Raw genomic sequence first — 26,856 nt, 5'->3', positions numbered from 1 at the left:
TCGACGGCCTCGACGGCCTCGACGGCCTCGACGGCCCGACGCCGGTCGACGACGGACGCCTGTCCAACCAGATGGTGCAGCATCCGCCGCTGATCTACGCGGCCGGGGCGGTCCTGCTGCGCGCCCTGCCCGGCTCCGGCGACTGGGCCTACGACCAGCAGGTCTTCGTGCTGCGCCTGCTGAACATCCTGATCGTCGCGCCGTTGCCGCTGCTAGCCTGGCTCGCCGCCCGCCGCTTCGGTCTCGGTGAGCCCTCGGCGCTCGCCGCGGCCGCCCTGCCGCTGGCCATCCCCGGTTTCACCCGGGTCGGCGCCACCTTCAACAACGACGGCATCCTCATGCTCACCACCGGCGGGCTCACCGTGGTCCTGGCTGGGGTGCTGCGTGGCGACCTGCGGCGGCGCACCGCACTGTGGGCCGGTCTGTGGCTGGGGCTCGCGCTGCTGTCCAAGGCGTTCGCGCTCACCCTGCCGGCGATGATCGTCGCTGCGTATCTGGTCGGGTGGTGGCGGCGTGATGCGGAAGCGGCGGGGTCCGGCGTGGGTTTGTGGCGCCGGCTACGGGCGGCGGTGGCGTCCATGCCCTGGATTCCCGCGCTGCTCGCAGTCGGCCTCGGCCTTGCGCTCGGTGGCTGGTGGTGGGTCCGTAACTACCTGCTGTACGACGCCGTGCAGCCCAACGGCTGGGCGACCAACCCGCCGAGGCGGGAGCCGCTACTGCTCCCCGACTCGTTCCTGACCTGGTTCTGGTACTTCTTCCGCACGATGATCTCGAGATTCTGGGGTGGCCTCGGGATGTTCGAGCCGCCACAGCTTTCCCCGATCGCGATCGTGCTTGCCACGGTCGCCGTCGTCGGGCTTTGCATGACGGCGGTCACCGGTCGCCGCCGGGCCGGGCGGGCCGAGTGGTCGTTGCAGGCCGCCGCGGTGGTGGTCCTGCTGCTGCCGGTGGCGTTCGCGTACCTCGAGGTCGGCCAGCGCAGTTGGGCGGAGTACCAGCGGTACACCCGCGGGATCGCCGTCCAGGGCCGGTATCTCTACCTCGGTCTGGTCGGGCTGGGGGTCGTGGTCGCCCTCGGCCTGCGTTGGGCACTGCCCGGACGTGAACGGCTGGCACCGCTGGTCCTGCTGGTCGGGGCGCTGCTCATGCAGGGCGCGGCCCTGCTCGCCATCTGCTCCTACTACTGGTTGCCGCGCCGGGTGTCGTTCACCCCGGCGCGGATCCCGGACGTGGTGTCGGCCATCGGACGCTGGGCGCCGTTCCCCGTCGGAGTGACGATCGCCGTGTTCGTCCTGACCGCCCTGCTGCTCGCCGGGACCATCGCCGCCGCCGGGACCCAGGCCCGGCGGCAGGGCTCCGCTGCGCCGCCGGTGGGGTCAGGTCCCCGTCGTGGCGACGGAGACGCGGGAGTGGTCGCCCAGCATGAGCCGGTGCGCCTTGGGTAGGGCGGCCGAGGGCACGACCTCGACGTCCCGACCGATCAGCGAATCCTCAATGCGCCCGATCCCGCGGATCGTGGCCCGCTCCAGGACGATCGAGTACTCGATCTCGGTCCGTTCGATGGTGCAGGAATGGAAGATCGAGGTGAACGGGCCCACGTAGGCGTCGACCAGGGTGGTACCGCGCCCGATGATGGCCGGGCCCCGCACGGTGGAGCGGACCAGCGAGGCGCCGTCCTCGATCACGACTCGGCCGACGATCGAGCTGTCGGCGTCCACGGTGCCGCGGACCGCCGGCTCGATCGACTCCAACAGGTGCCGGTTGGTCTCCAGCATGTCGGCCAGCCGGCCGGTGTCCTTCCAGTAGCCCTCGACCAGGTGGGAGGCGACCTCGTGGCCGCCGTCCACCAGCCACTGGATGGCCTCGGTGATCTCCAGTTCACCGCGGGCTGACGGCTTGATCGACCGCACCGCCTCGTGCACGACGGTGCCGAACATGTAGACGCCGACGAGCGCGAGATCACTCGGCGGGACGAGTGGCTTCTCGACGAGCCGGATGATGCGGCCCTCCGCACCGAGTTCGGCGACGCCGAAGGCGGACGGGTTGTCCACCTTCGTCAGCAGGATCAGCGCGTCCGGGGTGGTTCGCCGGAACTCCGTCACCAGGCCGGCGATGCCGCCGATGATGAGGTTGTCCCCGAGGTACATGACGAACGGCTCGTCGGCGAGGAAATCGCGGGCGATGAGCACCGCGTGCGCGAGCCCGAGCGGCGCGTCCTGACGGATGTAGGTCACACGGATCCCGAACGCGGACCCGTCACCGACCGCCGCCTCGATCTCGGCGGCTGTCTCGCCGACGATGATCCCGACGTCGACGATCCCGGCGTCCCGGATGGCCTCAAGGCCGTAGAAGAGCACCGGTTTGTTCGCTACGGGGACAAGCTGCTTGGCGGACGTGTGCGTGATCGGCCGCAGACGCGTTCCCGAGCCGCCGGCGAGGACGAGGGCCTTCATGATCCGGAACTCTATCGCGTCGTTTTGAACTAACCGAAAGTAACTATAGGTGTGGCGGCTGTTGCCGGATTGAGCTGATCTCCTTTGCCCTGATGAGGTGTTGAAAGTCCCCATCGGGGGCCCGTCTTTCCTATGGCATCGGGTGGGTGACGGGTGCGGGCCATTCGATACGGGTACGTTGAGTAGTCGAAGGGTTCGCTACGGCCAGCTGGCCGGGACGTAGACCGGCCGGGCGGCTGCGCCATACCCGCGACGCATCTGCCAGTCGCCTGGGAGGGGGACACGGTGACCGAGGCGCCGTCGCGCCTACCAGGCGATCCGCAGACGGGCGGTCGTATCGGGCGATCACGCCGGCGGACCCGCGTCCACCGCCCCGCCGGGTCTCGCCGAGCGGCGTTGGCGGCCCACATCGTGCACGACACCCGTCGGGAGCGTTCGCCGCTGGGCCGGCTGCTGGTGCTGCTCGCCGGCGCGCTCTCGGCCCTCATCCTCATGACCACGATCGGTGGCTGGACCGCCTACGAGTACTTCGGGGCGCAGATTCACCGCATCCGGCTCGGCCTCGGTGACGACCGGCCGGCAGACGCCGCCGCCGGCAACCGCAACTACCTGTTGGTCGGTTCGGACAGCCGGGCCGGCACCGGCGGTGAGTACGAGAGCGGGGGGGCGGTGACCGACGAGCGGTCGGACACCACCATGCTCGCCCATCTGGCCGCGAACGGGACGACCACGATGGTCTCCTTTCCCCGCGACACGCTGGTGCGCATCCCCGGGCACGGCCGCGGCAAACTGAACTCGGCGATCACTCTCGGTGGCCCCAGCCTGTTGATCAGGACAATCGAGAATTTGACCGACATCAAGATCGATCATTATGTCTCGATCGATCTCGCCGGCTTCAAGGAGATGACCGACGCCGTCGGCGGGGTCGCCGTGTGCGTCAGGCCGTTGCCCGGCGGGGGCAAGTCGAACCTGTACGACCCGTGGTCGCAGTGGCGTGGCCGGGTCGGCGAGAACCGGCTGTCGGGGGAGCAGGCGCTGGCATTCGTGCGGCAACGCCACGGCCTGCCGGACAACGACTTCGACCGCATCCGTCGCCAGCAGCAGTTCATCGGCGCGGTGTTCACGCAGGCGACCTCGTCCGGTGTGCTCACCAACCCGGTGCGGCTGGAGAACCTGCTGCATGCGGCGACGAAGGCGCTCACCGTCGACGACGGCACGAGCATCAACGACCTGCGGGCGCTCGCGGCGCGGCTGCGCGGCATGTCCGCCGATCAGATCCAGTTCGAGACGATCCCGGTGCACGCGCCCACCGCCGCCGAGGGGGGCAACGCGCTCGGTGAGCTGCCCCGCTTCGGTTCCGTCCAGCTCTACGAGTCCATCACGCTGGAGAGGTTCCTCGCGCCGCTGCGGGGCCGGCCCGGCCGGGCCGCGGTGCCGACGGTGAGCCCGTCGCCGACGATGCCCCCGGCGAAGGTGGCCGTCGACGTCTACAACGGCGCCGGGGTCAGCGGCCTGGCCACCTCGGCCGCCACCGCGCTGGAACGGGCCGGCTTCCAGGTCGGGCCGGCGCGGACCTGGCGTGCCGCCGTCCTGCACACCACGCAGGTGCGGTACCACCCGGGCGCGGCGGATGCTGCCCGGACGGTCCAGGCCGCTGTGCCCGGCAGCCGGCTGCAGCAGGACGCCGCCGTCCCCGCTGGCCGGGTCAGCCTCGTTCTCGGCACCGCCTTCGAGGTGGACACGATCACCGCTGCGGCGGCGTCCGCCGGCAGCGCCACAGCGCCGACGGCCCCGGGCTCACAAGCGGGCGCAGCCAGCGTGACGGCCGCCCCTGTCCCTACCCCCGTCCCCGCCCCCGCGACGACCGCCGCCGAGCTCACCTCGCGTTGCACCTACTGATCGCCACGCCCGCCCGATCGACCTGGGTGCCGGTCGGTGCGGCGCAGCGGAGGGCGCCGCGATGTATAGCCGCCGGTCTGCCAGACTCTGGCCGTGCGCGTTCTCGTGACCGGTGCCGCCGGACAACTCGGCGCCGACCTGTGCCGGCTGCTCGAGGCCCGGCTGGCCGAACCGGATTCTCCCGTGCGGGCCTGGGCGGGCCTCGGCCGGGCCGAGCTGGACATCACCGATCCGGCGCGGGTCCGTGCCGTCCTGCGTGACCAGGCTCGGCCGGCGAAGATCCAGGGCGGCCTCGTCGTGATCAACACTGCGGCCTGGACGGACGTCGACGGCGCGGAGACCGACGAGCCCGGGGCCTACACCGCCAATGCCACCGGGCCCGCGCATCTCGCCGCCGCCTGCGCCGAGGTCGACGCCACACTGGTGCACCTGTCCACCGACTACGTCTTCGACGGCCGGGCGACGAAGCCCTACGAGACCGGGGATGAGACCGGCCCGGCCTGCGCGTACGGCCGGACCAAGCTCGCGGGAGAGGGGGCCGTGCGGGCCCTGCTGCCGGCGTCGTCGTATGTCGTCCGCACCGCCTGGGTGTACGGCCGGACGGGCGGCAACTTCGTCAAGACGATCAGCCGGCTGGCCCGGGAGCGCGGGGCGGTCTCGGTCGTGGCCGACCAGACCGGCTCGCCGACCTGGTCGGCCGACCTGGCCGCCGGTCTACTGGACCTCGTCGCCTCGTCGGCGCCGCCCGGGGTCTACCACTGCACGAACACCGGCGAGACGACCTGGTACGGATTCGCCCGCCAGATCATGGCGGAGATCGGGCTCGACCCGGCCACGGTCAGCGCGACGACCACGGATTCCTTCCCCCGGCCCGCCGCACGGCCGGCCTACTCCGTGCTCTCCACGCGATCATGGACGGACGCGGGCCTCGCCCCGTTGCGTCCCTGGGGCGAGGCCCTGCACGCTGCCTTCACCCTCGCCGGCGACGACCTGCGCGGCTGACTGCGCCTTGCTCCCGCTCCTGCTCCTGCTCTCGGGGCGGGGGCCTGCCTGGCCGAGCAGATCCGCCGCCCCGGCTGGCATCAGGGCCCCGGCCACCAACGCCGGCACACGTCGCTGCGCCGCCCACCAGGCTGGCCCGGGTCTCCTGGACAGATAGCGGTCAGGTCATGTCGAGGCCACAGCACGGTTCCAGGCCAGGAATCCGTTACTGAGCCTCGGCTACTGAGCCTCGGCACGATTTTGCATTGAATCGATGACGGACGGTGCAAAAGTCGAACGAGTCCCTCTGTGTATGGCTGACTACGTTCAGAGATTATTGCAGATGTTGAATAAATGCAGAGACTATAAGGTTGTAGTTGCTGCATCCGATTCGACGTCAGGCTGGGGGGAACGATGCCGCAGGCAGGCACCAGCCGGGCGACCATGGAGCCGGCGGAGCTGGGCCTGCGGGAACGCAAGAAGCAGCGGACCCGTCGCGCACTGCGGATGGCGGCCATCCGGCTCGTCGCCGAGCGCGGGCTGGACGGAGTCTCCGTCGACGAGATCGCCGCCGCGGCGGAGGTCTCCACCCGGACCTTCTTCAACTACTTCCCCACCAAGGACGAGGCGATCGTCGGCCTCGACCCGGAGGACATCCGCGAGATCACCGAGGCGGTTTCCGCCCGGCGCGCCGACGAGAGTCCGTTGGAGGCCCTGCGCGAGGTCATGCTGCAGCGGGCCGCGCTCGTCGCACCCGAACAGGCCGACCTCTGGCCGCTCCGGCTTGCGATCATCCGGCGGCATCCACACCTGATGGCGGCCAATGCGGCGAGCTGGAGCTCCTACGAGAACGCGCTCGCCGAGGCCGCCGGCCGGCGCTGCGGCCTCGATCCGGCCCGCGACCCGTATCCCGCGGTGCTGGTCGCTGCGGTGCTGGCGGTCGTGCGCACCCTGTCGGTGCGCTGGCAGGAGTTCCCGGGCGCTCCGTTGGTCGAGGTGCTCGGCCAGGCGTTCGACAGCCTGGCCCGTGGCCTGCCGCCCCCGCAACCGCACGAATCCTCCAGAGGAGCTGCACCGATGACAACGACGGACCCCTGTACCGTCCGCCCCGAGCACGAGGAGAGCTAGTCATGGCCCAGGCCCAGGCGTCCGCCTCCGGCGTCGAGCTCCCGGCCGACGCGTCCGCGGCGCAGGTCGCCGACAAGCGCCGGCTGTGGATCATCATGGGAGCCCTGCTCCTGGGGATTCTGCTGGCCTCGCTGGACCAGACAATCGTGTCGACGGCGCTGCCGACGATCGTCGGTGATCTCGGTGGGGCGACCCACCTGTCCTGGGTGGTCACCGCCTACCTGCTCGCCTCCACGGTGTCGACGCCGGTGTGGGGCAAGCTCGGTGACCTGTATGGACGAAAGATCCTCTTCCAGGTGTCGATCGTGCTGTTCCTCGTGGGCTCCGTCCTCGCCGGCGCCAGCACGTCGATGGGCCAGCTCATCGGTTTCCGCGCCCTGCAGGGCCTCGGCGGCGGCGGCCTGATGATCGGCGCGATGACCATCATCAGTGACCTGGTGCCGCCCCGCGACCGTGGCCGTTACCAGGGCCTGTTCGGCGCCGTGTTCGGCGTGTCGTCGGTGATCGGCCCGCTGCTCGGCGGGCTGTTCGTCGACCACCTGTCGTGGCGGTGGGTCTTCTACGTGAACCTGCCGGTCGGCGCGGTCGCCCTGGTGGTCACGGCGCTGGCTCTGCCGGCGACGAAAAACCGGATCAAGCACGTGATCGACTATCTCGGCACCGTGCTGCTGGCCGTGGCGACCACCAGCCTGGTGCTGCTGACGAGCCTGGGCGGCACCACCTACGGCTGGGGCTCGCCGGAGATCATCGGCATGGGTGTCGCGGGTGCCGTGCTGCTCGTCGCGTTCGTCTTCGCCGAGCGCCGGGCGTCTGAGCCCGTCCTGCCGCTGTCGCTGTTCCGCAACCGGGTGTTCTCGGCGGCCGGTGCCATCGGCTTCGTCGTCGGCTTCGCGATGTTCGGTGCGAGCATCTTCCTGCCGCTGTTCCTCCAGGTGGTCAAGGGCGTCGACCCGACCGAGTCCGGCCTGCAGATGCTGCCGGTCATGGGCGGGCTGCTGATCAGCTCGATCACCTCCGGCCGGCTGATCAGCAAGTGGGGCCGGTACAAGGTCTTCCCGATCGTCGGCACCGCGGTGATGTCGATCGGCCTGTTCCTGCTGTCGTTCATCAGCCCCGACATCGCCACCTGGCAGCTTGCGTTGTCGATGTTCGTGCTCGGCGTCGGGATCGGCTCGGTGATGCAGGTGCTCGTCATTGCCGTGCAGAATTCCGTCGACCACCGGCAGATGGGCGTGGCGACCTCGGGTGCCACCTTCTTCCGCTCCATCGGTGGCTCGTTCGGTACGGCCGTCTTCGGGGCAATCTTCGCGAACGTGCTGGCCGGCAACATCAACGATCAGCTGGCGGGCCTGCCGCTGCCGCCCGGCCTCGCCGCGTCCGGGGCGAACATCAGCCCGAAGGTCCTCGACGCCCTGCCGCCGGACATCCGCGACGGCTTCGTTCAGGCGTTCTCGGACTCGATGCAGACGGTCTTCCTGGTCGCGGTGCCGATTGGCCTGGTCGCCTTCGCCCTGACCTGGCTGCTCCCGGAAATCCGCATGCGCCACACCGTCGACACCGCCGCTCCGGTCGCGGACGTCGCCGCGGCCCCTGACGTCGTCACCCCGGCCGTCGTTGCCGGTGAAGCCGGTGCGCCGGAGTCGGGCGGCCCTCAGGACGCGGCGAAGATTCTTCACTAGCCCGGGCTTGACCCACGTGATCGGGCTGGGTTCGACCGGCGAGTCGCACATCCTCGAACGCGCCGCCGCCTGACTCGCCCGTCCCCTCGGGGAATGCCGCCGGTTGCGGTGCGTTGGGTACGGTCCCAGGCCGAAAACCGTGCCCAACGTGCCGCAATACGCCCGGTGCGGCCGATGACCCGGTGCGGCCGCGGGTGACGGGCGGGTGGCCTGCGAGACTTGCGGCTGATGGGTAACGTCAGCCAGGCACCGGGCGAGGCCTTCGAGGCCGGCGGCGGCCGCGACGACACCGGATGCGTCCGCCCTGTAGGGCCCGCCCGCTCCGTGCCGACCCAGGCCGGCTCGCCCGAAACCGCCCCGTCCGCCGGCGCCGTCCCGTCCGCCGGTGCCGGCGCTGGTGCTGGTGCCACTGGCGAACCCGTTGATGCCTCGCCGGTCCGGCGGGTCGGGCTGCTGCGGACCGTCCTCGGACGGAGTCGGCGAGGTGGTCGTCGGCACGCCGTGTTCTGCGGGTTGTTCGCCGTCGCGGTCGCCGCCCGGGTGCTGGTGCTGGTCGCCTACCCGCCGGCGCTGATGTATCTGGGAGACTCCGCCGCCTATCTGGACCAGGCCTGGCGCGATCTGTGGCCGGGGGACTGGCGGCCGTCCGGCTATCCGATCTTCCTGCGGATCCTCGACGGTCCCAGCCATGTGACCCGGATCGTGGTCGTGCAGCACCTGCTGACCCTGGCCGTCGCGGTGGCGCTCTACGCGGTGGCGCTGCGCGCGGTCCGCCGGCCCTGGTTGGCCGCGCTCGCCGCGGCCCCCGCGTTGCTCGCGCCGTGGGTGTTGGACCTGGGCCAGTTCGTGCTGGCGGACAGTCTGTTCGGGGTGCTCGTCTCGGCCGGCGTCGCGGTGCTGGCGGGCTGGGATCGGCCCCGGGCCGTCGCGGCCGCGGGTGCCGGGCTGCTGCTGGGCGCGGCGCTGTGTGTGCGGACCGTGGGCTACGGGCCGCTGGCGGTCGCCGTCGTTGTGCTGGTGGCCGACGCGGTCGCCGCGCGCGGCGACCGGGCGCCGGTGCGGGCGGTGGCCCCCGTCCTCGCGTTCGTGGTGGCGGCCGCCGTGCCGGTGAGCGCCTACGCAGGCTGGAGTGCGGCCGAGGGCAAGGGCTTCGCGGTGTCCGCCCATTCCGGGTTCTTCCTGTACGGGCGGGTGGCGCCGTTCGCCGACTGCTCGACGATCTTTCGTGCGGACCTGCGCACGCTGTGCGACCCGCGGCCCACCGACGAGCGAGGCTCCCCGGTCCGCTACCTGTGGCCCGCCGACTCGCCGCTGCGCCAGGGCCACCGGCAGATCCCGCCGGGGCGGGAGGACCTCGCGGGGACGTTCGCCCACGAGGTGGTGCGCGAGCAGCCGTGGGCGCTCGTCACGTCCTCGGCCCGCTACCTCGCCGGCTACCTGTACCCGGTCCCCTACGAGACCCCGCAGACGTCCCGGGTGGACACCTGGGAGCTGCCGACTCGCGGCACCAACGTGCTGGCCCCGGACGATGCCCACGCCGACGACGGCTACTTCGTCGCCACGGCGGTGCACTCGCCGCCGGCCGGCCTGCTCGCCGCCTGGTCCCGGCTTTCCTACGCCCCGATGCCCTTGGTCGGCCTGGGCCTGCTGGCGGGCGTGGCGGCGTCGCTGCTTACGGCGGGCCGGGCGATCCGGGCCCGGCGGGCGGCGCGGCGGCGCGGAATCGGGCGGCCGGTCGACCGGCCCGACGTGGTCGGCCGGTTGTTCTGGCTGGCGGCCGGCTCGGGCGTGTCGACGCTGGGGCTGTCCGCGGTCACCTCCGGCTTCGACTACCGCTACCTCGGCGCGGTCATCGGGCCGATCGCCCTGGCCGCGATCATCGGTGCGAGCGCGTTCGTCGCCGCGCTGCGGCGGCGAACCGCCGCATAGCCGGCGCGGGCCGGGCGTTACCGTCATATCGGTGGCGGGGCGGTGGTGGTTCGTGGTCGGGGTGGCCGCGGCCGGTCTGATCTTCGGCTCGCTGGGTCTGCTCGTCGCCGCGGTGGTCCCGCCGTTCACCAGCGCCGACGAGGCGCAGCACACGGCGTACGCCCTCGAGCTCGCCCATGGTTCGCTGCCGCAGCTCGACACCCCGGTGCGCTCGAGAGTGCCCGGTATGCCGGGCCTGCCGGCGAGCTGCCGGGCCTCGCCCGCGCGGACCCGGGCCGCGGTCGATGCGCACGCCGACGGGCTCTGTGGGGTGCGCCTCGGCCGGCCGCTATCCAATTTCGATCTTGTCTACACCGCCAACCATCCACCGTTGTTCTACGCGGTGGAGGCCGTTCCGCTGGGGGTCGGCGCGGCGTCGGGCCATCCGTTGGCTGGATTCCGCGCCGCCCGTGTCGTCAACGTGCTGCTCGGCGTGGGCGTCGTCGTCGCGACGGCGGCGCTGTGTCGCGCATTGCTGCCGAGACGGCCGGGTGTTGCGGTCGGGGCGGCGGCGGTCATGGGGACCGTCGGGCTGGTCGTCGTCACCTCCGGGCAGATCTACAACGACACCCTGGCGATGGCGACGGTGACGGGGCTGCTCGCGGTGACCGTCGCCCTTGCTCGCGGCGGGCCGCGGCCACGCATCCTGGCGGGTCTCGCGGTGCTCGGGCCGGCCGCGGCGGCCAGCAGGGCCAGCGGTGCGGTGGCCCTCGTCGCCGTGGTGCCCGCCGTCGCCGCCGCCGTCGCGCTGCACGCGGCGGGCAGCCGGGTCCGCCGGGGCCTGGCCGCCGCCGGTGCGCTGCTCGCCCTCGCCGTCGCCGCCGTCGGCTGGTTCTACCTGCGCAATCAGCGCCGTTACGGGGATCCCACCGCCTCTGGGCGGATCGCGGACATGTTCCCGCTGGGCGGCGGGGCGCACCCCTCGGTCTGGCAGGTGCTGCGCGACGGGGATCTGTGGTGGTACGTCTACCGCGGGTTCTTCGGCCGGCCCACGCTCGTCACCGGTCACGCCGAGCAGGTCGCCGTCGGCGTCGCGGTGGTCACCGGCGTCGGTCTGGCCGCGGCGGCCGTGCGTGCGTGCATCCGGCGCCCGTCTGCCGGGGGTGCCTTCAGGCGGTCCGCGTTCGGTCCGGGCGGCAGCGGCGGTGCGGCCGTCGGGTGGTTCCTGCTGGCCGCGCACTGCCTGCTCGCCGTCGCGACCCTGGTTGGATACGTGGCCGCCGGTGGGGCGTCGTTCACCCGTTACCTGCTGCCGATGGCGCCGGTGCTCGCGATCGGCGTCGCCGCGTCCTGCCGGGCCCTGCCGCTGGGCCGGCGCGGGTTGCCGACCGTGGCCGTCGTCGCGGCGATGGCGGCCTGCACGCTGGTGCTCGTCGGGCGGGAGCTGGCGTGGAAGCGGTCCGCCCTCGCTGGGCTCGCCCTGCCCGATCGGCTGCGCGCCGCCTGGGCGATCGCCGGGTCCGGCTCGGCGTGGGTCGGCCTGTCGGTCCTGGCGGGCTGCGCGATCGTCGGCGGGGTGCTGCTCGCCGTTGCCCTATGGAAGCTCGGCGACCCGGCGGTAGACGGCCGCGGTGAGCTCCGCGGTGCGCCGCCAGGTGAAGGCGCGGGCGTGGGTGCGGCCGGCCTCGGCGTCGCCGGGGGAGGAGAGCAGGGCGAGGATCGCCTCGGCGAGGTCGTCGGCGAACGAGTCCCGGTCGGCCTGCCGGACCAGCCGCACCGGGCTGCCGGCGGACGGGCTGCCGGACGGGCTGTCGGCGGGAGCGAGCAGGGCTCCGGTGACCTCCCGGACGGTCGGGATGTCGGCGGCGACGACCGGGGTGCCGGCGGCGAGCGCCTCCAGGGGCGGTAGGCCGAAGCCCTCGTAGCGCGACGGGAAGCACAGCACGCCGGCGCCCGCGACCGTCGCCCGAAGCTGCTCGGCGTCGAGGTAACCGGCGATGATCACGCTGCCGGCGGGCAGCCCGGCCAGGTCGAGGGTCGGCCCCCACCCCGGCGGTCCCACGAGCACCAGCGGGGGGGCGCCGAGCTTCGCCGCGTGCAGCCGGCGGACCGCCTCCAGCAGGACCGGCAGGTTCTTACGGGGTTCGACCGAGCCGACGAAGAGCAGGTACCGCTCGGGCAGGCCGTGCGCCTGCAGCCAGGCGGCCGTCGGCGGCGGGGTGGTGAACCAGGCGTCGTCGACGCCGAGCGGGGTGGGGGTGACCAGCGCCGGGTCAAGCCGGTAGGCGGCGATGACCTCCTCGGCGACGGCCCGGCTCGGGGTCAGCACGGCCGCGGCGCGGCGCAGCCCGCGTGGAACGAAATCGCTGTAGCGGGCGGACGCCGCGGTGACCGTGTCCGGGGTCCGCAGGTAGGACAGGTCGTGGATGGTGAGCACGCCGCGGGCCCGGCGCAGCGGCGGGAGCACGAAGTTCGTCCCGTGGACGACGTCCGCGGCGCCGGTGAGCCATTCCACCGGCGGATGCTCGCCGCGGATCCAGGCGTCCTGCAGCAGCCGCGCCGGCGCCCGGCGGGCGGCCGGGCGCACCCCCGCCGGCAGGCTCTCGGCGAGCTCGTTCAGCCCGCGCCAGGTGAAGGCGGTCGCCGCCAGGTCCCAGGAGGTGTCGAGGCGGGCGAGGCCGGCCAGCAGGTGCTCGGTGTAGCGGCCGACGCCGGTGCGCCGCCCGAGCAGCGGCGTGCCGTCGAGCACGATCCTCATCCGGTGGCTCCTGCCGCTGTCACGCCGATGCCACACGTGCGGGTCCCGGTCAGCTCTGGTAGAGCCGGCGGCCCTCGGCGATGTCGCGCCACTGGCGGGCGAAGGCGTCATCGGAGAAGGTCTGGGCTCGCTCGATCGCCGCGGCGGCGAGCCGGCCGCGCAGGCCGTCCTCGGCGGCCAACCGGCGGGTGAAGGAGGCGACCTGTTCGGGGCCGGTCCACCGATAGCCGTCGACGCCATGCCGGACGATCTCCCGCTGCCCGGCGCGGTCGATGACGACGGGCACGCAGCCGCCGGCCATCGCCTCGACGGTGGTCATCCCGAAGTGCTCCGCCGTCCAGGGGCGGCGCCGGTCGTCCTCGCCGTAGCCGGTCGCCGACCAGAACACCGAGCTGGTCGACAGCAGGTGCTCGACCTGCGCCCGCGGCGCGTTCGGGTGGATCTGCACCGGCAGTCCGGCCCCGGCGGCGCGGACCAGTTCGAGGTAGGGCAGCTGGGAGTCCTCGCAGCCGCCGACGACATGCATCGTCCAGCCCGGCAGGTCGCCGGCGCGGTAGAGCGCACCGAACCACTGGACCATCTCCAGCTGCCGCTTGGCGTGCCCCAGCCCCGGTGCGAAGAACCGCCCGACGGTGATGACGGCTTTCTCCCGGGCCGGTGCCGGGTGCAGCCGCTGCACCTGAATCGGCGGGAACAGCACGTCGGCCTCCCGCTTCCACAGCCGCCGAATCCAGCCCTGGGTGAACTGCGAGTTGGCCATGACCACGTCGTAGCCGTCGAGGTAGGCCAGGTCCGCCGGGTCCCGCAGCAGCCAGGGGAAGCGCAGCGGCAGGCGGGCGATCGGCCCCTCGTCGCCGTCGGTGACCCGCGGCCGGCTCACCGCGACACCGAGTTCGCGCACGTCCGCGTCGCCCGGCGAGAACGCGTCGCTGACCAGGGTGAGCTCGGTGCCGTCCGTGGTCGGCGGCAGCGGCACCTCGAACGGGGCGAAGTCGGCGCCGATCTCCAGCTTGGCCAGTACTCCGCCGCCCGCGTCGAGGACCCGCAGCGACGTGCCGGCCGGCGCGCCGGGGCGGCCGATGTCGGCGCGCAGGGTGCGCCGCTCGCCTGGACTCACGGCGAGGATGCCCGACCCGTTGGTCCAGGTCCACTGCCGGCGGCGGCCGCCCTCCGGCGGGTACCAGCCCTGCCCGAAGCTGACCGCCGGGCGTATCCCGCGCAGCAGCGGGCCGGCGGTGCGCACCGCGGCCTTGCGCCAGGCCGCCATGTCGTGGTCGAAGGGCGTCGGGAAGAAGCACAGGTACGCCGAGCGCCGGGACTGCGGCGCGATGCGGCTCATGTACGAGCCGTTGACGAACAGGTCGTAGCCCGCGGACACCGCCGCGATGGCCTCCTCGCCGCGGTCCGGCAGCCGGACGTAGCGGCAGCCGGCGAGATCCAGGCCGAGATGGCTGCCCAGCCGGTCGAGGTCGACCTCGGAGTGCCCGAGGATGTCGACGCTCGCGCCCTCGGCCGCCAACACCTGGGCGATCATGCCGTTGTGGCGTTCCCCGCCGCCCATCGAGTGCCAGAACCGGTTGTAGACGGCGGCGCGGACCCCTCGCGCCGGGTGCCCGTCGGGGCCGGCGGCAGCGGTGGCCGGCGCGGCGGGATCCGTGGCGCCGCTCGTGCGCTCGCTCATCGGGGAACCAGCCAGCTCTGCAGGCTCGACCGGCGCTCGGCGATCGTCCGGCCGATCTCGCGGCGGGCCCGCAGCATCGCGGGCAGCAGACGCAGGTAGGAGCCGCATACCCGCAGCCGCAGCAGCGTCGGGCGGATCGCCGGCCGGCTGCGGCCCCGCCAGGCCTGGCGAAGGGTGCGCACCGCGATGGAGGCGGTCGTCGCCGGGTAGCGCAGCACCGCGGACAGCGCCAGCGCCGCCGTCGCGTCCTTGGTGAGCATCAGCAGCCGATTACGGTCGGTGTGGAAGACGAACAGCGGCGACCACTCGACGCTCGACGCCGAGTGGATGTGCCGCAGCACCGCGCCCGGGACGTAGCGGATCGTGTACCCGCGAGCCCGGATGCGCCACGACAGGTCGGTGTCCTCGTAGTAGAGGAAGAACGCGTCGTCGAACCAGCCGAGCTCGTGACCCAGCGACGACCGGATGGCCATCCCGTTGCCGCAGGCGGTGAACACGTCCTCCGGCTGGTCGAACTGGCCGGTGTCGACCTGCTGGTAGCCGCGGTCCGCGCCATAGCCGTCGGTCAGCACGATCCCGCCGACGTTGTTGACCACGTCGACGCGCGGCGCCTCCCCGCCGACGGTGAGCGTCACCGTCGTCGACTCGGGGCCGACGGCCAGCTCCGCCCGGCCACCGTCGGCGGCACCGGTCGGGCCGTCCCAGCTCAGCACGACCTGCTTGCGCGACTCCGCCGCCCAGGTGAACCCGAGGGTGACCGGCCCACCGTCGGGGATCGGCATGCACAGTTCGCCGTCTCCGCGGGTCCAGAAGTACGGCGCCTTCGCCGGTCCCTCGGCGCCGTAGGTCAGCTTCTCCCAGAGCACCTCGCGCAGTGTCTCGCGCCCGTCGACCGTCACCGACGACACCCGCACGCCGAGCTCGCGGGAATCGTGCGGGCCTGGCACGAAGGTGGGCGTGCTCAACCGCATCCGCAGGAACCGGGGGAGGAAGACGACCTTGCCGGTGGCGGCGCCGAGATGCTGGCCGCCGGGCTCGTCGAACGGCGCCAGCAGGGCCGCGAGCCAGGTCGGTTCGGGGATGGCGTCGTTGTTCACCAGCACCGCGTACGGCGTGGTGACCTGGCGCAGGGCGAGGTTGTTGCCGCCGGCGAAGCCGAGGTTGCGGTCCGAGGGCACGACGCGCACCCAGGGGTACCGCTCGGCGAGCAGCTCCCGGGCGCCGTCCGCGGAGGCGTTGTCGACGACCCAGGTCTGGAAGGCGAAGCCGGCATCCTGCTTGGCGACGCCGTCGAGGCAGGCCGGTAGGAGATGCGCCCCGTTCCAGTTGACGATCACGATGGTCGCCAGCGGCTGCGCGGGCGTGGCGTCGCCCGGCCCGGTGGTGGTTCCCGTCTGCTTCCGCTCCGTCATCCGCGCAGCCTCGCCTCGTAGTCGACCTTGAGAAGCCCGTCCGCCTGCGGGCCGCTGACGCCGAACAGCTCCTCGAACCGGCGGGTCGTCACCGGGGCGCCGGAGATGGCGTCCGAGACGTGCACCTTGACGGCGAACGCCCCGAGCAGTTCAGGCAGGTGCGGGATGGAGAAGTCCACGATGTGCCGGCCGGGGCCGACGGCGAGCCCACCGGGCGGCGTCTCCATCATCCAGATGGGCACCTCGCTCTGCCCGACGATGTAGGTGTGCAGGTAGATCCGCTCCGGCGCGCCCTCGGTGACGTCGAGCTCGACACTGACCGTCAGCCGCTCGCCCGGGTCGTACTGCACCATCGGCAGCCCGCCGGGATCCAGGCTGAAGGCCACCGACTGGGGCCGGACGGTGGCGTACTCCCACGACACCGGGCCCTCGGCCGACAGGCTGCCCAGCTTCTGCCGCAGCAGCTTCGTGCCCACGGCCGGGTTGCCGTCGTAGATCAGCGAGCCGGACTCCAGGAGCAGGATCCGGTCACACATGTTCTCGATGAGGTCGAGGGAGTGCGTGACGAACAGGATCGTGCGCCCCTGCGCCCGGAACTCGGCGATCTTGGCCAGGCACTTGCGCTGGAACGCCTCGTCGCCGACGGCGAGCACCTCGTCGACCAGCAGCACGTCCGGATCGACGTGCACGGCCACGGCGAAGCCGAGGCGCACGTACTGGCCGGACGAGTAGTGCTTCACGTCGTCGTCGATCTTGTGTCGCAACTCGGAGAAGTCGACGATGGAGTCGAACAGCCGGTCGATCTCCCGCTTGGACAGCCCGAGCAGCGAGGCGTTGAGATAGACGTTGTCCCGCCCGGACAGCTCGCCGTTGAACCCGGCGCCGAGCTCCAGCAGCGACGCGATCCGGCCCTGCACCGAGACCTCTCCGCTGGTCGGGCGCAGGATGCCGGCGAGCACCTTGAGCAGGGTCGACTTCCCCGAGCCGTTCGCGCCGGCGAGCCCCACCGTTTGGCCGCGCCCGATCGTCACGTCGACGTCGCGCAGCGCCCAGAAGTCGTCACCGGCGGGTCCACCGCGGCGGACGAACCGTTCCTTCAGGCTCGTCGCGCGGTTGCTGTACGAGACGAACCGCTTGCTCACCCCGGTCGCCTGGATGACGACCGCCGAGGCGGAGTCGGCCTCGCCGGCCTCGATGGGCCTGGGCACATCGAGGGGAACGACCGCGCCGGGCACGCCGCCCGGCGCCGCGCCGCCGTCCCCGACACCGGCGCTGTCCCCGGCGCAGGGGACGCCCCAGGGGTCGAGCTGATCCGGTGGCGGCACCGCGACGCTCGGGTAGGACGGCGGGGCCAGCGTGGTGGGGTCGCGCGTGGTCGGGTCCAGCGTGGTCGGGTCCAGGGCGGCGGGGCCGACCGGCGCGGCGCCGTCGCCGGGGCCACGCCGGGCCGCGGGGCGCCGGCCCCCCGGTGGGGAGGCCGCTGCGCGCTGGTACGCGGACGAGTGTCGGGCCACTACAACTCCTTGCTGGCCGCCGGCGGACGTCTCACCATGATCGCACCGCGGTCGGCGTGCTGGCTCCAGGGCTCGCGGCGGCAGACGACAACGTCGCCGGGCCGCCGGGAGCTCACCTACAGATCCTCGGCGAAGTCCGCCTGCATAGTGCGGAACACGTGGAACCCGACCCAGAGCAGGGCGATCGAGATCGCTCCTGCGACGGCGAGATGTTCCAGGTAGAACTCGTATCCCAGGTCTGCCTGGATAGGGGGCGAACTGGTGGAGTTACCCCCGGGATCGTAGATCGCGCGTTGGAAGGTGATGACCACCACCGCCATCGGGTTGAGCAGGTACACCCAGGTCCACTCGTGCAGCCGGTTCTGGATCAGGCCGAAGGCGTAGACCATCGGGTTCAGCCAGAACCAGGCGAGCAGGGCGACGTCGAGCAGGTGAGAGGTGTCGCGGTAGCGCACGTTCAGGGCGCTGACCAGCAGCGACAGTGCGATCGTGAACGTGATGGCGACGGCACCCGCCGGCATGAGCAGCAGCAGCTCGGGGCCGATCAGGTTGTAGCCGAGAATCAGGATCACCAGGAAAAGCACGAGCAGCTGGAGCAGGAAGTGCACGGCGGCGAACCCGACCGCTGACAGCGGGAGCACGGCGAGTGGGAATCGCACCTTCTTGACCAGGTTCGCGTTCGCGACGACGGCGCCGCATGCCGAGGACACGCTGCCCGAGAAGGCGTTCCAGATCAGCAGCCCGGACATCAGGTAAATGCCGAACCGCGGAATTCCCGATTTGAGGACGATCTGGAAGACGAACGTGTAAACCACGAGCAGGAGCATCGGGTTCGCCAGCGACCAGGCGAAGCCCAGCGTGGAGCCCTTGTACTTGACCTTCAGGTCCTTGCGGATGAGATTGCGCAGCAGTTCCCAACGCACCCTCGTCTGCGCCCGGCTGCGGCGGGCCAGCCGGCTCGGGTCCATCGCGTGCGGTCCCGAGCCGGGGCCCGCCTGCTGCGGGGACGGGGCCACCGGAGTACCGGCGGGCAGCGGTGCGTCAGCAAGATGTGACACGGCCGGTCCCTCCCGTCTCCCGGAGGTCAGGCCGCCGATCCCCGGCACGGCGTGGCTGGAGCTGCACCTGTCCGCTCCTCACTCGACACGACAGAGTTCCGACAGTACCGAGAACCGTCTCCGGCCCGGCGCGCCCCCGGCCGGAGACGCGCCGGGACACGCCCGTCGTACTCTCCGCCCACCGAGGGTGTTGTCCCGGTCGCGGATGAATGACCGATGCTGCTCGATGGCGAACCGGCCCGCTTGCCGGCGGAATCGTGACGGTACCGTGCCCGGACCGAGCCGGCGCCGCGACCCGGTCCGGTGGCCGGTGTCCGGAACGGGGTTCATAGTATCGACCCGTCCATCTGGCTTCGGCCGGCCGATACCGCGTGGGGGATTCCCGACGTTTGGTGGCCGTCGGGGCCGACCCGGCGGAGGCGGCCGTTCCGGTCGCATGGAGCGGCCGAACCGGTCGCATGGAGAGGACGGCCCCGTGTTCACCGACGTCCGACTACGCGAAGTGTGGTCGCATCTGGAGTCGGGCGGGGCACAGGCCCTGACTCTCGATGTCTTCGACACCTTGTTGTGGCGCATGGTGCCCGAACCCACCCACGCCTTCGTGCTGCTGGGCCACCGGCTCGCCGATGCCGGCCACCTGCCGCCCAGTGTCTCGCCGGGGGAGTTCGCCCGGCTGCGCGTCCACGCCGAGCACCTGGCGCGGATGCACGCCCACACCACCAGAGGCACCCACGAGGTGCGCCTGGACGAGATCTGGCAGGTGCTCGCCCCCGCGCTGCCGGGCACCGCCGGGGTGCAGGACCTGGTCGACGCCGAGGTCGCCGTCGAGCGGGAGCTGTGTCGGGCCGATCTTGCCGTGGTTGAGCTCGCCGAGCTCGCCATGACCAAGCTCGGCCTGCCGGTGTACCTGCTGTCGGACACCTACTTTTCCGCCAGCCAACTCGAACGGCTGCTGAACCGGCCGGAGCTCTCGGGGGTGCAGTTCACCCGGATCTTCACCTCCTCCGATGCGGGGACGTCCAAGAGCGACGGGCTGTTCCGGCACATGCTGGCCGCGTCGAATCTCCAGCCGTCCCGGGTGGTCCACCTCGGCGACCATCCGGTCGCCGACGTCGAGGGCGCCCGCGAGCACGGGCTCGTGGCCATCCACTACCCCAAGTACGCCGGATCGCTGCGTCACACCCTCGACCTGGAAGGACTTCGTAACCAGCCCAGCGACGACGTCCCCATCGACCCGGTCGACGGCGACTTCGGCATGACCGCCCTGCGTGCCCGCACGCTGCACCGCGCGGACGCCCTCGCCGTGCCCGCCGGGTTGCGGCGCTACTGGGAGACCGGGGCCACCGTCTTCGGCCCGGTCTTCGCCGGCTTCGGTGAGTGGGCGGTCGAGCGGGCGCGCGACTTCGGCGCCGACCACATCCACTGCCTGATGCGGGAGGGGGACTTCCTGTCCCGCCTGCTCGTCGACCCGGGCGAGGACGTCGGCATCACCGTGTCGACGATGTGGGCGTCCCGGCAGGTGTGCGCCCTGTCCAACGTGTTCGAGGGCAGCCCGGAGGAGCTGAAGAGCTTCCTGGTCCGCCGGCACGCGCCGAGCGTCGGCCAGCTGCTGCGCCAGCTCGGTGTCCGGCTGGAGAACGTCGCCGGCATCTCCGCGCTGGCCGACCGGCGCCTCGACGTGCCGGGTCTGCTCGACGACACCCTCGAGGAACTCTGCTCGGACGAGCGGATCCGCAGCGAGATCGTGCTCACCGCCACCCGGTTGCGCGAACGCTACGTGCGCTACCTCGATAGCCAGCTGCCGGAGACCGGCCGGGTGGTCTTCCTCGATCTGGGCTGGGGCGGCACCATCCAGGCGCTGCTCACCCGGCTGCTGGCCTCCACCGGCCGCAAGCTGGACATCCTCGGCCTGTACCTGGCGACGAACCAGGCGGCGATGAGCCACCGGCTCGCCGGCATGGAGCTGGAGGGCTACGTGGCCTCCAGCGGGCAGCCGGAGATGATGGCCAACCAGCTCATGCGCAGCCCCGAGGTGCTCGAACAGCTCTGTATGCCCGACGTCGGGTCGCTGGTCTCGTTCGACGAGCTGAGCAACCCGGTGCTCAGCATCGACCGGACCTCGCGCACCCAGGTCGCCCAGCGCGCCGCCGTGCAGGACGGCATCCTCGCCTTCCAACGGAAATGGCTGCGCTACCGGCGCTCGGAGACCCCGATGCCGTCGCTGGCCTCCGCCGGGGCGCGCCGCGCCGGCCTGCGCATGCTGACCCGCTTCGTCGCCCGCCCCACCGCCGCGGAGGCCGCCGCGTTCGGTTCCTGGGCCCACGACGACAACTTCGGCTCCGACGCCATCGAGGGTCTGCTGCCGCCGGAGCTCGTGCGCCGGATGCCCTACCTCACCCCGGCCGACATCGACCGCATCTCCATGCGGGAGCTGTACTGGCCCGCGGGTGTCGCGGGGGTCGCGAACCGGCCGCTCGCCGTCATCAGCGGGCTGGCCGCGGCGGCCGGCGTCCCACCCGAGGAGGTCTCGCCGGAGGCCGCCGCCGGCCCCGTGGAGGTCTACGTCGACACCGGCGCCGACTTCGTCAACGGGGTGAAGGCGACGGCGCTGACCCGGTCGGCCCGCGACGGGCTGTCGCTCGTCCGGCTCAGCGTGGAGGCCGTCGGTGCCCGCCGCATCCGCATCGACCCGGCCGGCCGGCGCGGGCTGCTGCGGTTGGACTGGCTGACGCTGTCGTTCCACATCAACAACGTCGCCGAGCCCTACAAGGTGACCATCACCTCGCTGGACGATCCCGCCCAGCAGCTCGCGCTCGTCGGCCTGCGGCTGCTCCAGTCGAACCTGGTGGAGATCCTCGGTGACGACCCCCAGCTCGTCTACACGATCGATCTGGCTTCCCAGCCGCACCTCGCCGGGGTCTACGCCCTCGACGTCGAGATGGCCTTCGGGTGGATGGGCATCCGAGGCGACTCGCTGATCCTGCCTACCGCCGGCCCGGCCCGTGACGGGCTCCCCGTTCGGGCGGCCCGCAAGATCCGGCGCGAGCTCGGGGGACTGCGGTGACTGACCAGCGGGACCCCGAACCCGCCGCCGTCGGGCCGGTGGGCGATCACGACGACCCGGGCTCCCGGGGCGAGGACGCGGAGCCGGACGAGCCCGCGGTGCGGGGACCGTTCGAAGTTCGCGGCGCCCCATCCCGCCAGCCCGCATCCCCGTCCGCGCCGTCCGCGTCTCCGGGGGAGCACGGCGCCGTCCGGGACAGCTTCGCCGAACTCGCGGCCATCGCCGCCGAGAGCGGCCCCGCCGAGAGCGGCCCCGCCGAGAGAGATCTCCCGGGGGGAGATCACGTCGGGGGAGACCTGCTGGGGAGCGATCTCCCGGGAGGAGATGGCGCGGGGGACGAGCTCGGTGGGACGGGGGTCGGGTCTGATCTCGTCCGCCAGGACGGGCACGCTCTCGACACCGGCGACACCGGCGACACCGCGGAGCCGACGCTGGCGCCGTTGCTGCTGCACTCCCTGTCCGACCTGCGGGAGATCTGGGTGCCGCTGATCGAGGCGTCCGGCGCGCGCAGCGTGGCCGAGATCGGCTCGGAGAGCGGGGTGACCACCGCCCTGCTCGTCGAGCTGCTCGGCGGCGGCCGGCTGGTCGTCGTCGACCCGGACCCGGGCGTGGCTCCTGTCTCGGGCGGCGGGCTCGACGTGCAGGTCATCCGCGGTTACAGCCCGCAGGCCCTCGACGGCCACGCGCCGACCGACGCCTACCTCATCGACGGTGATCACAACTACGCCACCGTGCACGGCGAGCTCACGGCGATCGCCGATGCGGCCGCCCGATTCAGCCGCTCCTACTTCCCGCTGGTGGTCCTGCACGACGTCGGCTGGCCGGCGGGTCGGCGGGACCAGTACTACAACCCGGACCGGGTGTCCGCGGACGCCCGCCAGCCGCACTCGTGGGACGTCGGCGTCGAGATCGACGATCCCGGAGTGGTCCGCGGCGGTTTTCGCGGGATGGGGGCGTTCGCCTGGGCGCTGACCGAGGGCGGGCCGCGCAACGGGGTGCGCACAGCGATCGAGGACTTCGTCGCCGAGCACTCCGACCTGCGGTTCTTCACAGTCGCGCCGATCTTCGGCCTGGGTGTGGTCGTCGACCGGCGGGCGCCGTGGGCACGCCAGATCGCCGACCTGCTCACGCCATGGGTCTCCAACCGCCTGCTGTCCCGGCTGGAGCGCAACCGCGTCGACCTGTACCTGCACGTGCTGCGGTTGCAGGATGCGGCGGCGGCGGTGGCCCGCGCGCGGCAGCGGGAGTGGTCCCGGCTCGACGACGAGCGCAGCCGACTCGCCGCCCTCGAGCTGGAGCACCTGCACCGCATCGGCCAGCTTGAGCATGAGCTCGCCGAGCTGCGCCGGCGCGAGGCCGAAGACGCCGAGCGCGCCGTCCACGGCCACCGGGCGGCCGCCGACCTGCACGAGCCGAGGCTCGTGCAGGTCGCCCGGATCGCGGGCTTGGCGCTGCGGTCCCGGCTGAGCCCGACCGGGCAGGAGCGGCTGGCACGGGTACAGACCCGGATCGCCGGCACCGGCCGGACCGCCCTGCCCGCCCTGCGTCGCCGGCCGAGCGCCTCGTCACGGGGTGGCCCGAACGGTCCAGGCGTTCCCCCGCACGGGTAGGACCATGGCTCCCCGGTACTGGACGAGGATTGCCGTCCCGGCTGACCTGCGGGAAGTCGTGCAGACGTGCTGGTACGCCCACACGTCGGCGGGGGACGGCTGGGAGGCGAAGCTGCCCGGCGGGGTCGTTCCAGCTCGTGGTCAACCTTGACCGGGACCGGTTCACGGCCCGGGATGGCCCCGGCGGCGGCCAGTTCGTCGCCGGCGGAGCCGCGCTCGCCGGAGCGCTGGCCGTGCCGGCCCTGCTCGACCGGTCCGAGCGGCGGCGGGTGTTCGGGATCAGCCTGCGACCGGCGGCGGGCAGGCTGGTCGCGGGTGCCGCCTGCCCGCAGGCCGCGGCAGTGCCCCTGGTCGACCTGGGCGAGGTGTGGGGGGGCGGAGGGCCGGCTGCTGCGCGAGCGACTGCTCGCCCTGCCCGGCCCGACCGAGATGGCCGCTGAAGTCGCGCAGGTGCTGCGCCGCCGGGGACGCGTCCACCCCGATCCGGCCGCGGTCGCGCTGGCTGCCCGGGCTGGGGGGATGCGGGTCGCCGCGGTCGCCGACAGCCTGGGCGTGAGCCCGTCGACGTTGACGCGGTTGTTGCGGCGCGAGCTGGGCCTCTCGCCGAAGGTCTACCAGCGGGTCGCTCGGTTTCAACGAGTGCTCGCGACGGCCGGCGCCGGCACGACAGCGGGTGCGGGTGGGGCAGTCGGGTGGGACTGGGCGGGGATTGCGGGGGCATGCGGCTATCACGACCAGTCGCATCTGATCCACGAGTTCGCCGCGCTCGCCGGGATGCGCCCGGGCCGGTACGCCCCGCACGACGCCGCGGGCCCCCATCACGTCACTCTGCCGATCGGCGCCACCCTGCAGATCGATGCGGCCCGAGCGACGGGCGTTTGACGGTTTTCACCAAGCCGCCGCCACGGCGCGGCGGCCATCATGGGGCCGCCCCTTGTCGCTGCTTCCCCGAGGTGGATCAATGGCTGTTCTCCGGATCGTCGCCAACCTGCCGTCCCAATCCCTGCCGGCCGCCCGGCGCTTCTACGCGGCCGTACTCGGACTCGAGCCGGTCATGGACCACGGCTGGATTGTGACGTTGAGCGACCCCGCGCGACCCGGGCCGCAGCTCAGCCTGCTGACCCACGATCTGTCCGGGCCAGCCGTCCCGGCCGTCTCGGTCGAGGTCGACGACATCGACGCCGCCCATGCCGCCGCGTTCGCCGCCGGTGCCGGCTTCGTTCACCCGCTCACCGACGAGCCGTGGGGGGTGCGCCGGTTCTTCGTCCGGGATCCGGACGGCAACATCGTGAACGTCCTCGGCCACACCCGGCCCTGACGACCGGCCCCGCCGTCCGCAGATCGGCTGTTAGCAGACCGGCTGGTAGGGGACGTCGGCGATGTGCCGCTGCCATTCGGTGTCGTCGATCTGTTTCGACGGGTCGGCGCAGGCGGCGGCGATGAGGCTGGCGTCGTCGATCCGGCTGATCCGCACGGTGTAGTCGTCGCTGGCGGTCGCGATGGCGTTGCCGTCCGGCGTCCACGCGAGGGCCTGGATCCAGTCGCCGTGCCCGCTGATCGTGCCGACCGACGCCGGGCGGCCGGTGCCGGAGACGTCCCACAGGTGCACGGTGGTGTCCCAGCCGGCTGTGGCGAGCGTCTTGCCGTCCGGGCTGAAGGCCAGGTCGAACACCCACTTTTCATCGGCGGGGAACGACGCGGTCGCCGCCGGGCGGGACGGATCGGTGATGTCCCAGATGCGGGCCGTGCCGTCGTAGGCGCCGGTGGCCAGCCGCCGCCCGTCGGGACTGAACGCCACCGTCCACACGTAGTCGGTGTGCGCGGTGATGGCGGCCAGCGGTCGCGGCCGGCGCGGGTCGGTGATGTCCCAGAGCCGGGCCGTCCGGTCGGCGCTCGCGGTGGCCAGCAGGTGGCCGTCGGGGCTGAAGGCGACCTCGTTCACCCAGCTGGTGTGGCGGTCCAGCACCGACAGTTCGCTGGGATGGCGCGGATCGGTCACGTCCCACAGCCGGGCGGTGTTGTCGTAGCCGGAGGTGGCGAGCATCCGCCCGTCCGGGCTGAACGCGGCGTCGAGCACCCAGCCGTTGTGCCCGAGGATGGTGGCGAGCTCGACGGGATGGCGGGGGTCGCTGATGTCCCACAGGATCGCCGACCGGTCGTAGCTGACGGTGGCCAGCGTCCATCCGTCCGGGCTGAACGCGGCGTCGAGGACCCAGGACGTGTGCCGGGTCAGGGTCGACAGCTTCACCGGATGGGTCCGGTCGGAGATGTCCCACAGCTGGACGAGGTTGTCCGCGCCGGTCGAGGCGAGCAGCCGCCCGTTCGGACTGATGTCGACGCCGAGCGCGGACGCCGTGTGCCCCGCGAGGACGCTGGCGGTCGACGCGGCGAAGGAGGTGCGCAGCGCGGCACGGGCCTCGCGCACCGGGCTGATGCGGTAGGCGGCCAGTGACAGCCGGGCGGCGAGGTCCGCGTCGGAGTTGCGCACGGCCTCGGCGGCCAGCGCCACGCGCGCGGCCGTCTCCTCCCGGCTTGGCCGCTGGCCGCCGCCTGTGGTCAGCGCAAGCGGCATCAACGCCGCGATGAGCAGCACCGCGAGGATGGGCGCGGCAAGCAGCGCGATGCGCCGCCGGTTCCACCGGCCGTGGCGGCTCGGGGCCGCGGGGTCGTCCTGTTCGCCTGCGCCGGCCGGCCCGGCATCGGAATCTTTCCGCTCCAGCCAGTCTGCGAGGGTTCGCTGCTCCCGGCGACCGCCGCCGCCTCTGCGCGGCTCGCCCGGTGTCCGAGTGCCTGGTGTCGGACCTGCGGTCTCCCGGTCGGTGGCTGCCGGTCCGTCTCCGTCTACCCCGATGCGCTGGGGCGGGGCCAGGACCGGCGCCGCGGAGCGGATGACACGGGTCACGTCCGGATCGGGATGGGTCAATGGTCCCATCCCCACCAGGCGCAGGAACAGCTCCTGTGCGGTCGGCCGGGCGGCCGGATCCTTGCGCATGGCCACCTCGACGATCGGGCGCAGCGCCGGGTCGAGGCCGTCGAGCAGCGGTTCGCGGTGCACGACCCGGTAGAGCTGGACGGGCGTCGGGCCGTCGCCGAACGGGAACGACCCGGTGCCCGCGTAGGTGACGAGGCCGCCCCAGGCGAACACGTCCGCCGCCGCCGAGACGGGTTCGCCGTTGGCCTGCTCCGGCGCCATGAACGCCGGGGTGCCGATCCGCTGGATCTCCTGGCTCAGCATCGTCTGGGCATCCAGTGCCCGCGCGATCCCGAAGTCGATCACCCGGGGGCCGAGAGAGGACAACAGCACGTTGGACGGTTTGAGGTCACGGTGCACGAGACCCGCGCCGTGGATCGACGTCAGCGCCGCCGCGACGCTCACCGCGAGGCGTTCCAGGTCGGCCGAGCGCAGCGGGCCCTCCGCGGACACGCTCTGCGCGAGAGTCAAGCCGTCGATGTACTCGGTGACGAGGTAGGGCAGCCCGTCCGGTGGATCGACGACGTCGAGTACCTCGGCGGTGCAGAACCGGGCCACCCGGCGGGCGATGTCCGCCTCGCGCCGGAACCGCGCCCGGAATTCGGGCACCCGGGCCAGATCCGGCCGGATGACCTTGACCGCGACGAGCCGGCCCGCGTATCCGGTCACCCCGGGACGGCCCCGCCCGAGGTAGACGGTGCCCATCCCGCCCTCGCCGAGCCGGCCCAGCAGCTCGACGT

At 72.5% G+C, this 26,856-nt stretch carries 18 protein-coding genes; 11 read left to right on the top strand and 7 right to left on the bottom strand.

Annotated elements, in window-relative coordinates:
• The coding region (locus G6R25_RS01735; protein WP_235947078.1) for a glycosyltransferase family 39 protein at positions 1-1,445 on the top strand (1,445 nt) is incomplete at its 5' end.
• Here G6R25_RS01735 and G6R25_RS01730 read toward each other — a convergent pair.
• Positions 1,377-2,453, bottom strand: a complete 1,077-nt coding sequence (locus G6R25_RS01730; RefSeq protein WP_163551388.1) for a glucose-1-phosphate thymidylyltransferase — start codon at positions 2,451-2,453, stop codon at positions 1,377-1,379. The two genes, G6R25_RS01735 and G6R25_RS01730, sit on opposite strands and share 69 nt — an antisense overlap.
• 396 nt (positions 2,454-2,849) lie before the next feature.
• Between G6R25_RS01730 and G6R25_RS01725 the strand changes: the two genes are divergently transcribed.
• The 5 genes from G6R25_RS01725 (at position 2,850) to G6R25_RS01705 (ending at position 10,069) form a co-directional block, all read left to right on the top strand.
• On the top strand, positions 2,850-4,352 hold the full coding sequence (locus G6R25_RS01725) for an LCP family protein (RefSeq protein ID WP_419469287.1): 1,503 nt from the start codon (positions 2,850-2,852) through the stop codon (positions 4,350-4,352).
• A gap of 93 nt (positions 4,353-4,445) precedes the next feature.
• The gene (rfbD, locus tag G6R25_RS01720; protein WP_205446777.1) at positions 4,446-5,354 is read left to right on the top strand and encodes a dTDP-4-dehydrorhamnose reductase; all 909 of its coding nucleotides are present in this window, start codon (positions 4,446-4,448) and stop codon (positions 5,352-5,354) included.
• 393 nt (positions 5,355-5,747) lie between these two features.
• Positions 5,748-6,461, top strand: coding sequence for an acyl-CoA-like ligand-binding transcription factor (locus G6R25_RS01715; protein WP_163551386.1), 714 nt, complete (start codon positions 5,748-5,750; stop codon positions 6,459-6,461).
• Positions 6,462-6,463: 2 nt separating this feature from the next.
• A complete protein-coding gene (locus G6R25_RS01710; protein ID WP_235947076.1) occupies positions 6,464-8,140 on the top strand; it encodes an MDR family MFS transporter in 1,677 nt (558 codons plus the stop codon).
• A gap of 228 nt (positions 8,141-8,368) precedes the next feature.
• Complete coding sequence (locus G6R25_RS01705) at positions 8,369-10,069, top strand: hypothetical protein (RefSeq protein ID WP_235947074.1); 1,701 nt, start codon at positions 8,369-8,371, stop codon at positions 10,067-10,069.
• Positions 10,070-11,642: 1,573 nt separating this feature from the next.
• Here the strand turns inward: G6R25_RS01705 and G6R25_RS01700 are convergent.
• The 5 genes from G6R25_RS01700 to G6R25_RS01680 form a co-directional block, all read right to left on the bottom strand.
• Positions 11,643-12,806, bottom strand: coding sequence for a glycosyltransferase family 4 protein (locus G6R25_RS01700; protein ID WP_163551385.1), 1,164 nt, complete (start codon positions 12,804-12,806; stop codon positions 11,643-11,645).
• Between the two features lie 49 nt (positions 12,807-12,855).
• Complete coding sequence (locus G6R25_RS01695) at positions 12,856-14,487, bottom strand: glycosyltransferase (RefSeq protein ID WP_163551384.1); 1,632 nt, start codon at positions 14,485-14,487, stop codon at positions 12,856-12,858.
• Positions 14,484-15,899, bottom strand: a complete 1,416-nt coding sequence (locus G6R25_RS01690) for a glycosyltransferase family 2 protein (RefSeq protein WP_163551383.1) — start codon at positions 15,897-15,899, stop codon at positions 14,484-14,486. The genes G6R25_RS01695 and G6R25_RS01690 overlap by 4 nt, the downstream gene beginning before the upstream one ends.
• On the bottom strand, positions 15,896-17,413 hold the full coding sequence (locus G6R25_RS01685) for an ABC transporter ATP-binding protein (protein WP_163551382.1): 1,518 nt from the start codon (positions 17,411-17,413) through the stop codon (positions 15,896-15,898). The genes G6R25_RS01690 and G6R25_RS01685 overlap by 4 nt, the downstream gene beginning before the upstream one ends.
• A gap of 116 nt (positions 17,414-17,529) precedes the next feature.
• On the bottom strand, positions 17,530-18,471 hold the full coding sequence (locus G6R25_RS01680) for an ABC transporter permease (protein WP_163551381.1): 942 nt from the start codon (positions 18,469-18,471) through the stop codon (positions 17,530-17,532).
• A gap of 475 nt (positions 18,472-18,946) precedes the next feature.
• Between G6R25_RS01680 and G6R25_RS01675 the strand changes: the two genes are divergently transcribed.
• The 5 genes from G6R25_RS01675 (at position 18,947) to G6R25_RS01655 (ending at position 24,463) form a co-directional block, all read left to right on the top strand.
• The gene (locus tag G6R25_RS01675; RefSeq protein ID WP_163551380.1) at positions 18,947-21,535 is read left to right on the top strand and encodes an HAD family hydrolase; all 2,589 of its coding nucleotides are present in this window, start codon (positions 18,947-18,949) and stop codon (positions 21,533-21,535) included.
• The gene (locus tag G6R25_RS01670) at positions 21,532-23,145 is read left to right on the top strand and encodes a class I SAM-dependent methyltransferase (protein ID WP_163551379.1); all 1,614 of its coding nucleotides are present in this window, start codon (positions 21,532-21,534) and stop codon (positions 23,143-23,145) included. Before G6R25_RS01675 ends, G6R25_RS01670 begins: the two co-directional genes overlap by 4 nt.
• 137 nt (positions 23,146-23,282) lie before the next feature.
• Positions 23,283-23,585, top strand: coding sequence for a hypothetical protein (locus G6R25_RS01665; protein ID WP_163551378.1), 303 nt, complete (start codon positions 23,283-23,285; stop codon positions 23,583-23,585).
• Entirely contained in the window at positions 23,575-24,027 is a 453-nt protein-coding gene (locus tag G6R25_RS01660) for a helix-turn-helix domain-containing protein (RefSeq protein ID WP_163551377.1), read from the top strand. Before G6R25_RS01665 ends, G6R25_RS01660 begins: the two co-directional genes overlap by 11 nt.
• Positions 24,028-24,106: 79 nt before the next feature.
• On the top strand, positions 24,107-24,463 hold the full coding sequence (locus tag G6R25_RS01655; protein WP_163551376.1) for a VOC family protein: 357 nt from the start codon (positions 24,107-24,109) through the stop codon (positions 24,461-24,463).
• A gap of 30 nt (positions 24,464-24,493) precedes the next feature.
• On the opposite strand, the gene G6R25_RS01650 is transcribed toward G6R25_RS01655, so the two are convergent.
• The gene (locus G6R25_RS01650) at positions 24,494-26,821 is read right to left on the bottom strand and encodes a WD40 repeat domain-containing serine/threonine protein kinase (RefSeq protein ID WP_235947080.1); all 2,328 of its coding nucleotides are present in this window, start codon (positions 26,819-26,821) and stop codon (positions 24,494-24,496) included.
• Positions 26,822-26,856 lie beyond the last annotated feature (35 nt).

Origin of the sequence: Candidatus Frankia alpina (genome assembly GCF_902806485.1) — a bacterium.
GTDB lineage: Bacteria > Actinomycetota > Actinomycetes > Frankiales > Frankiaceae > Frankia > Frankia alpina.
Note: the sequence above shows the minus strand (reverse complement) of the source record. Positions and strands in the feature narration are given on the sequence as shown.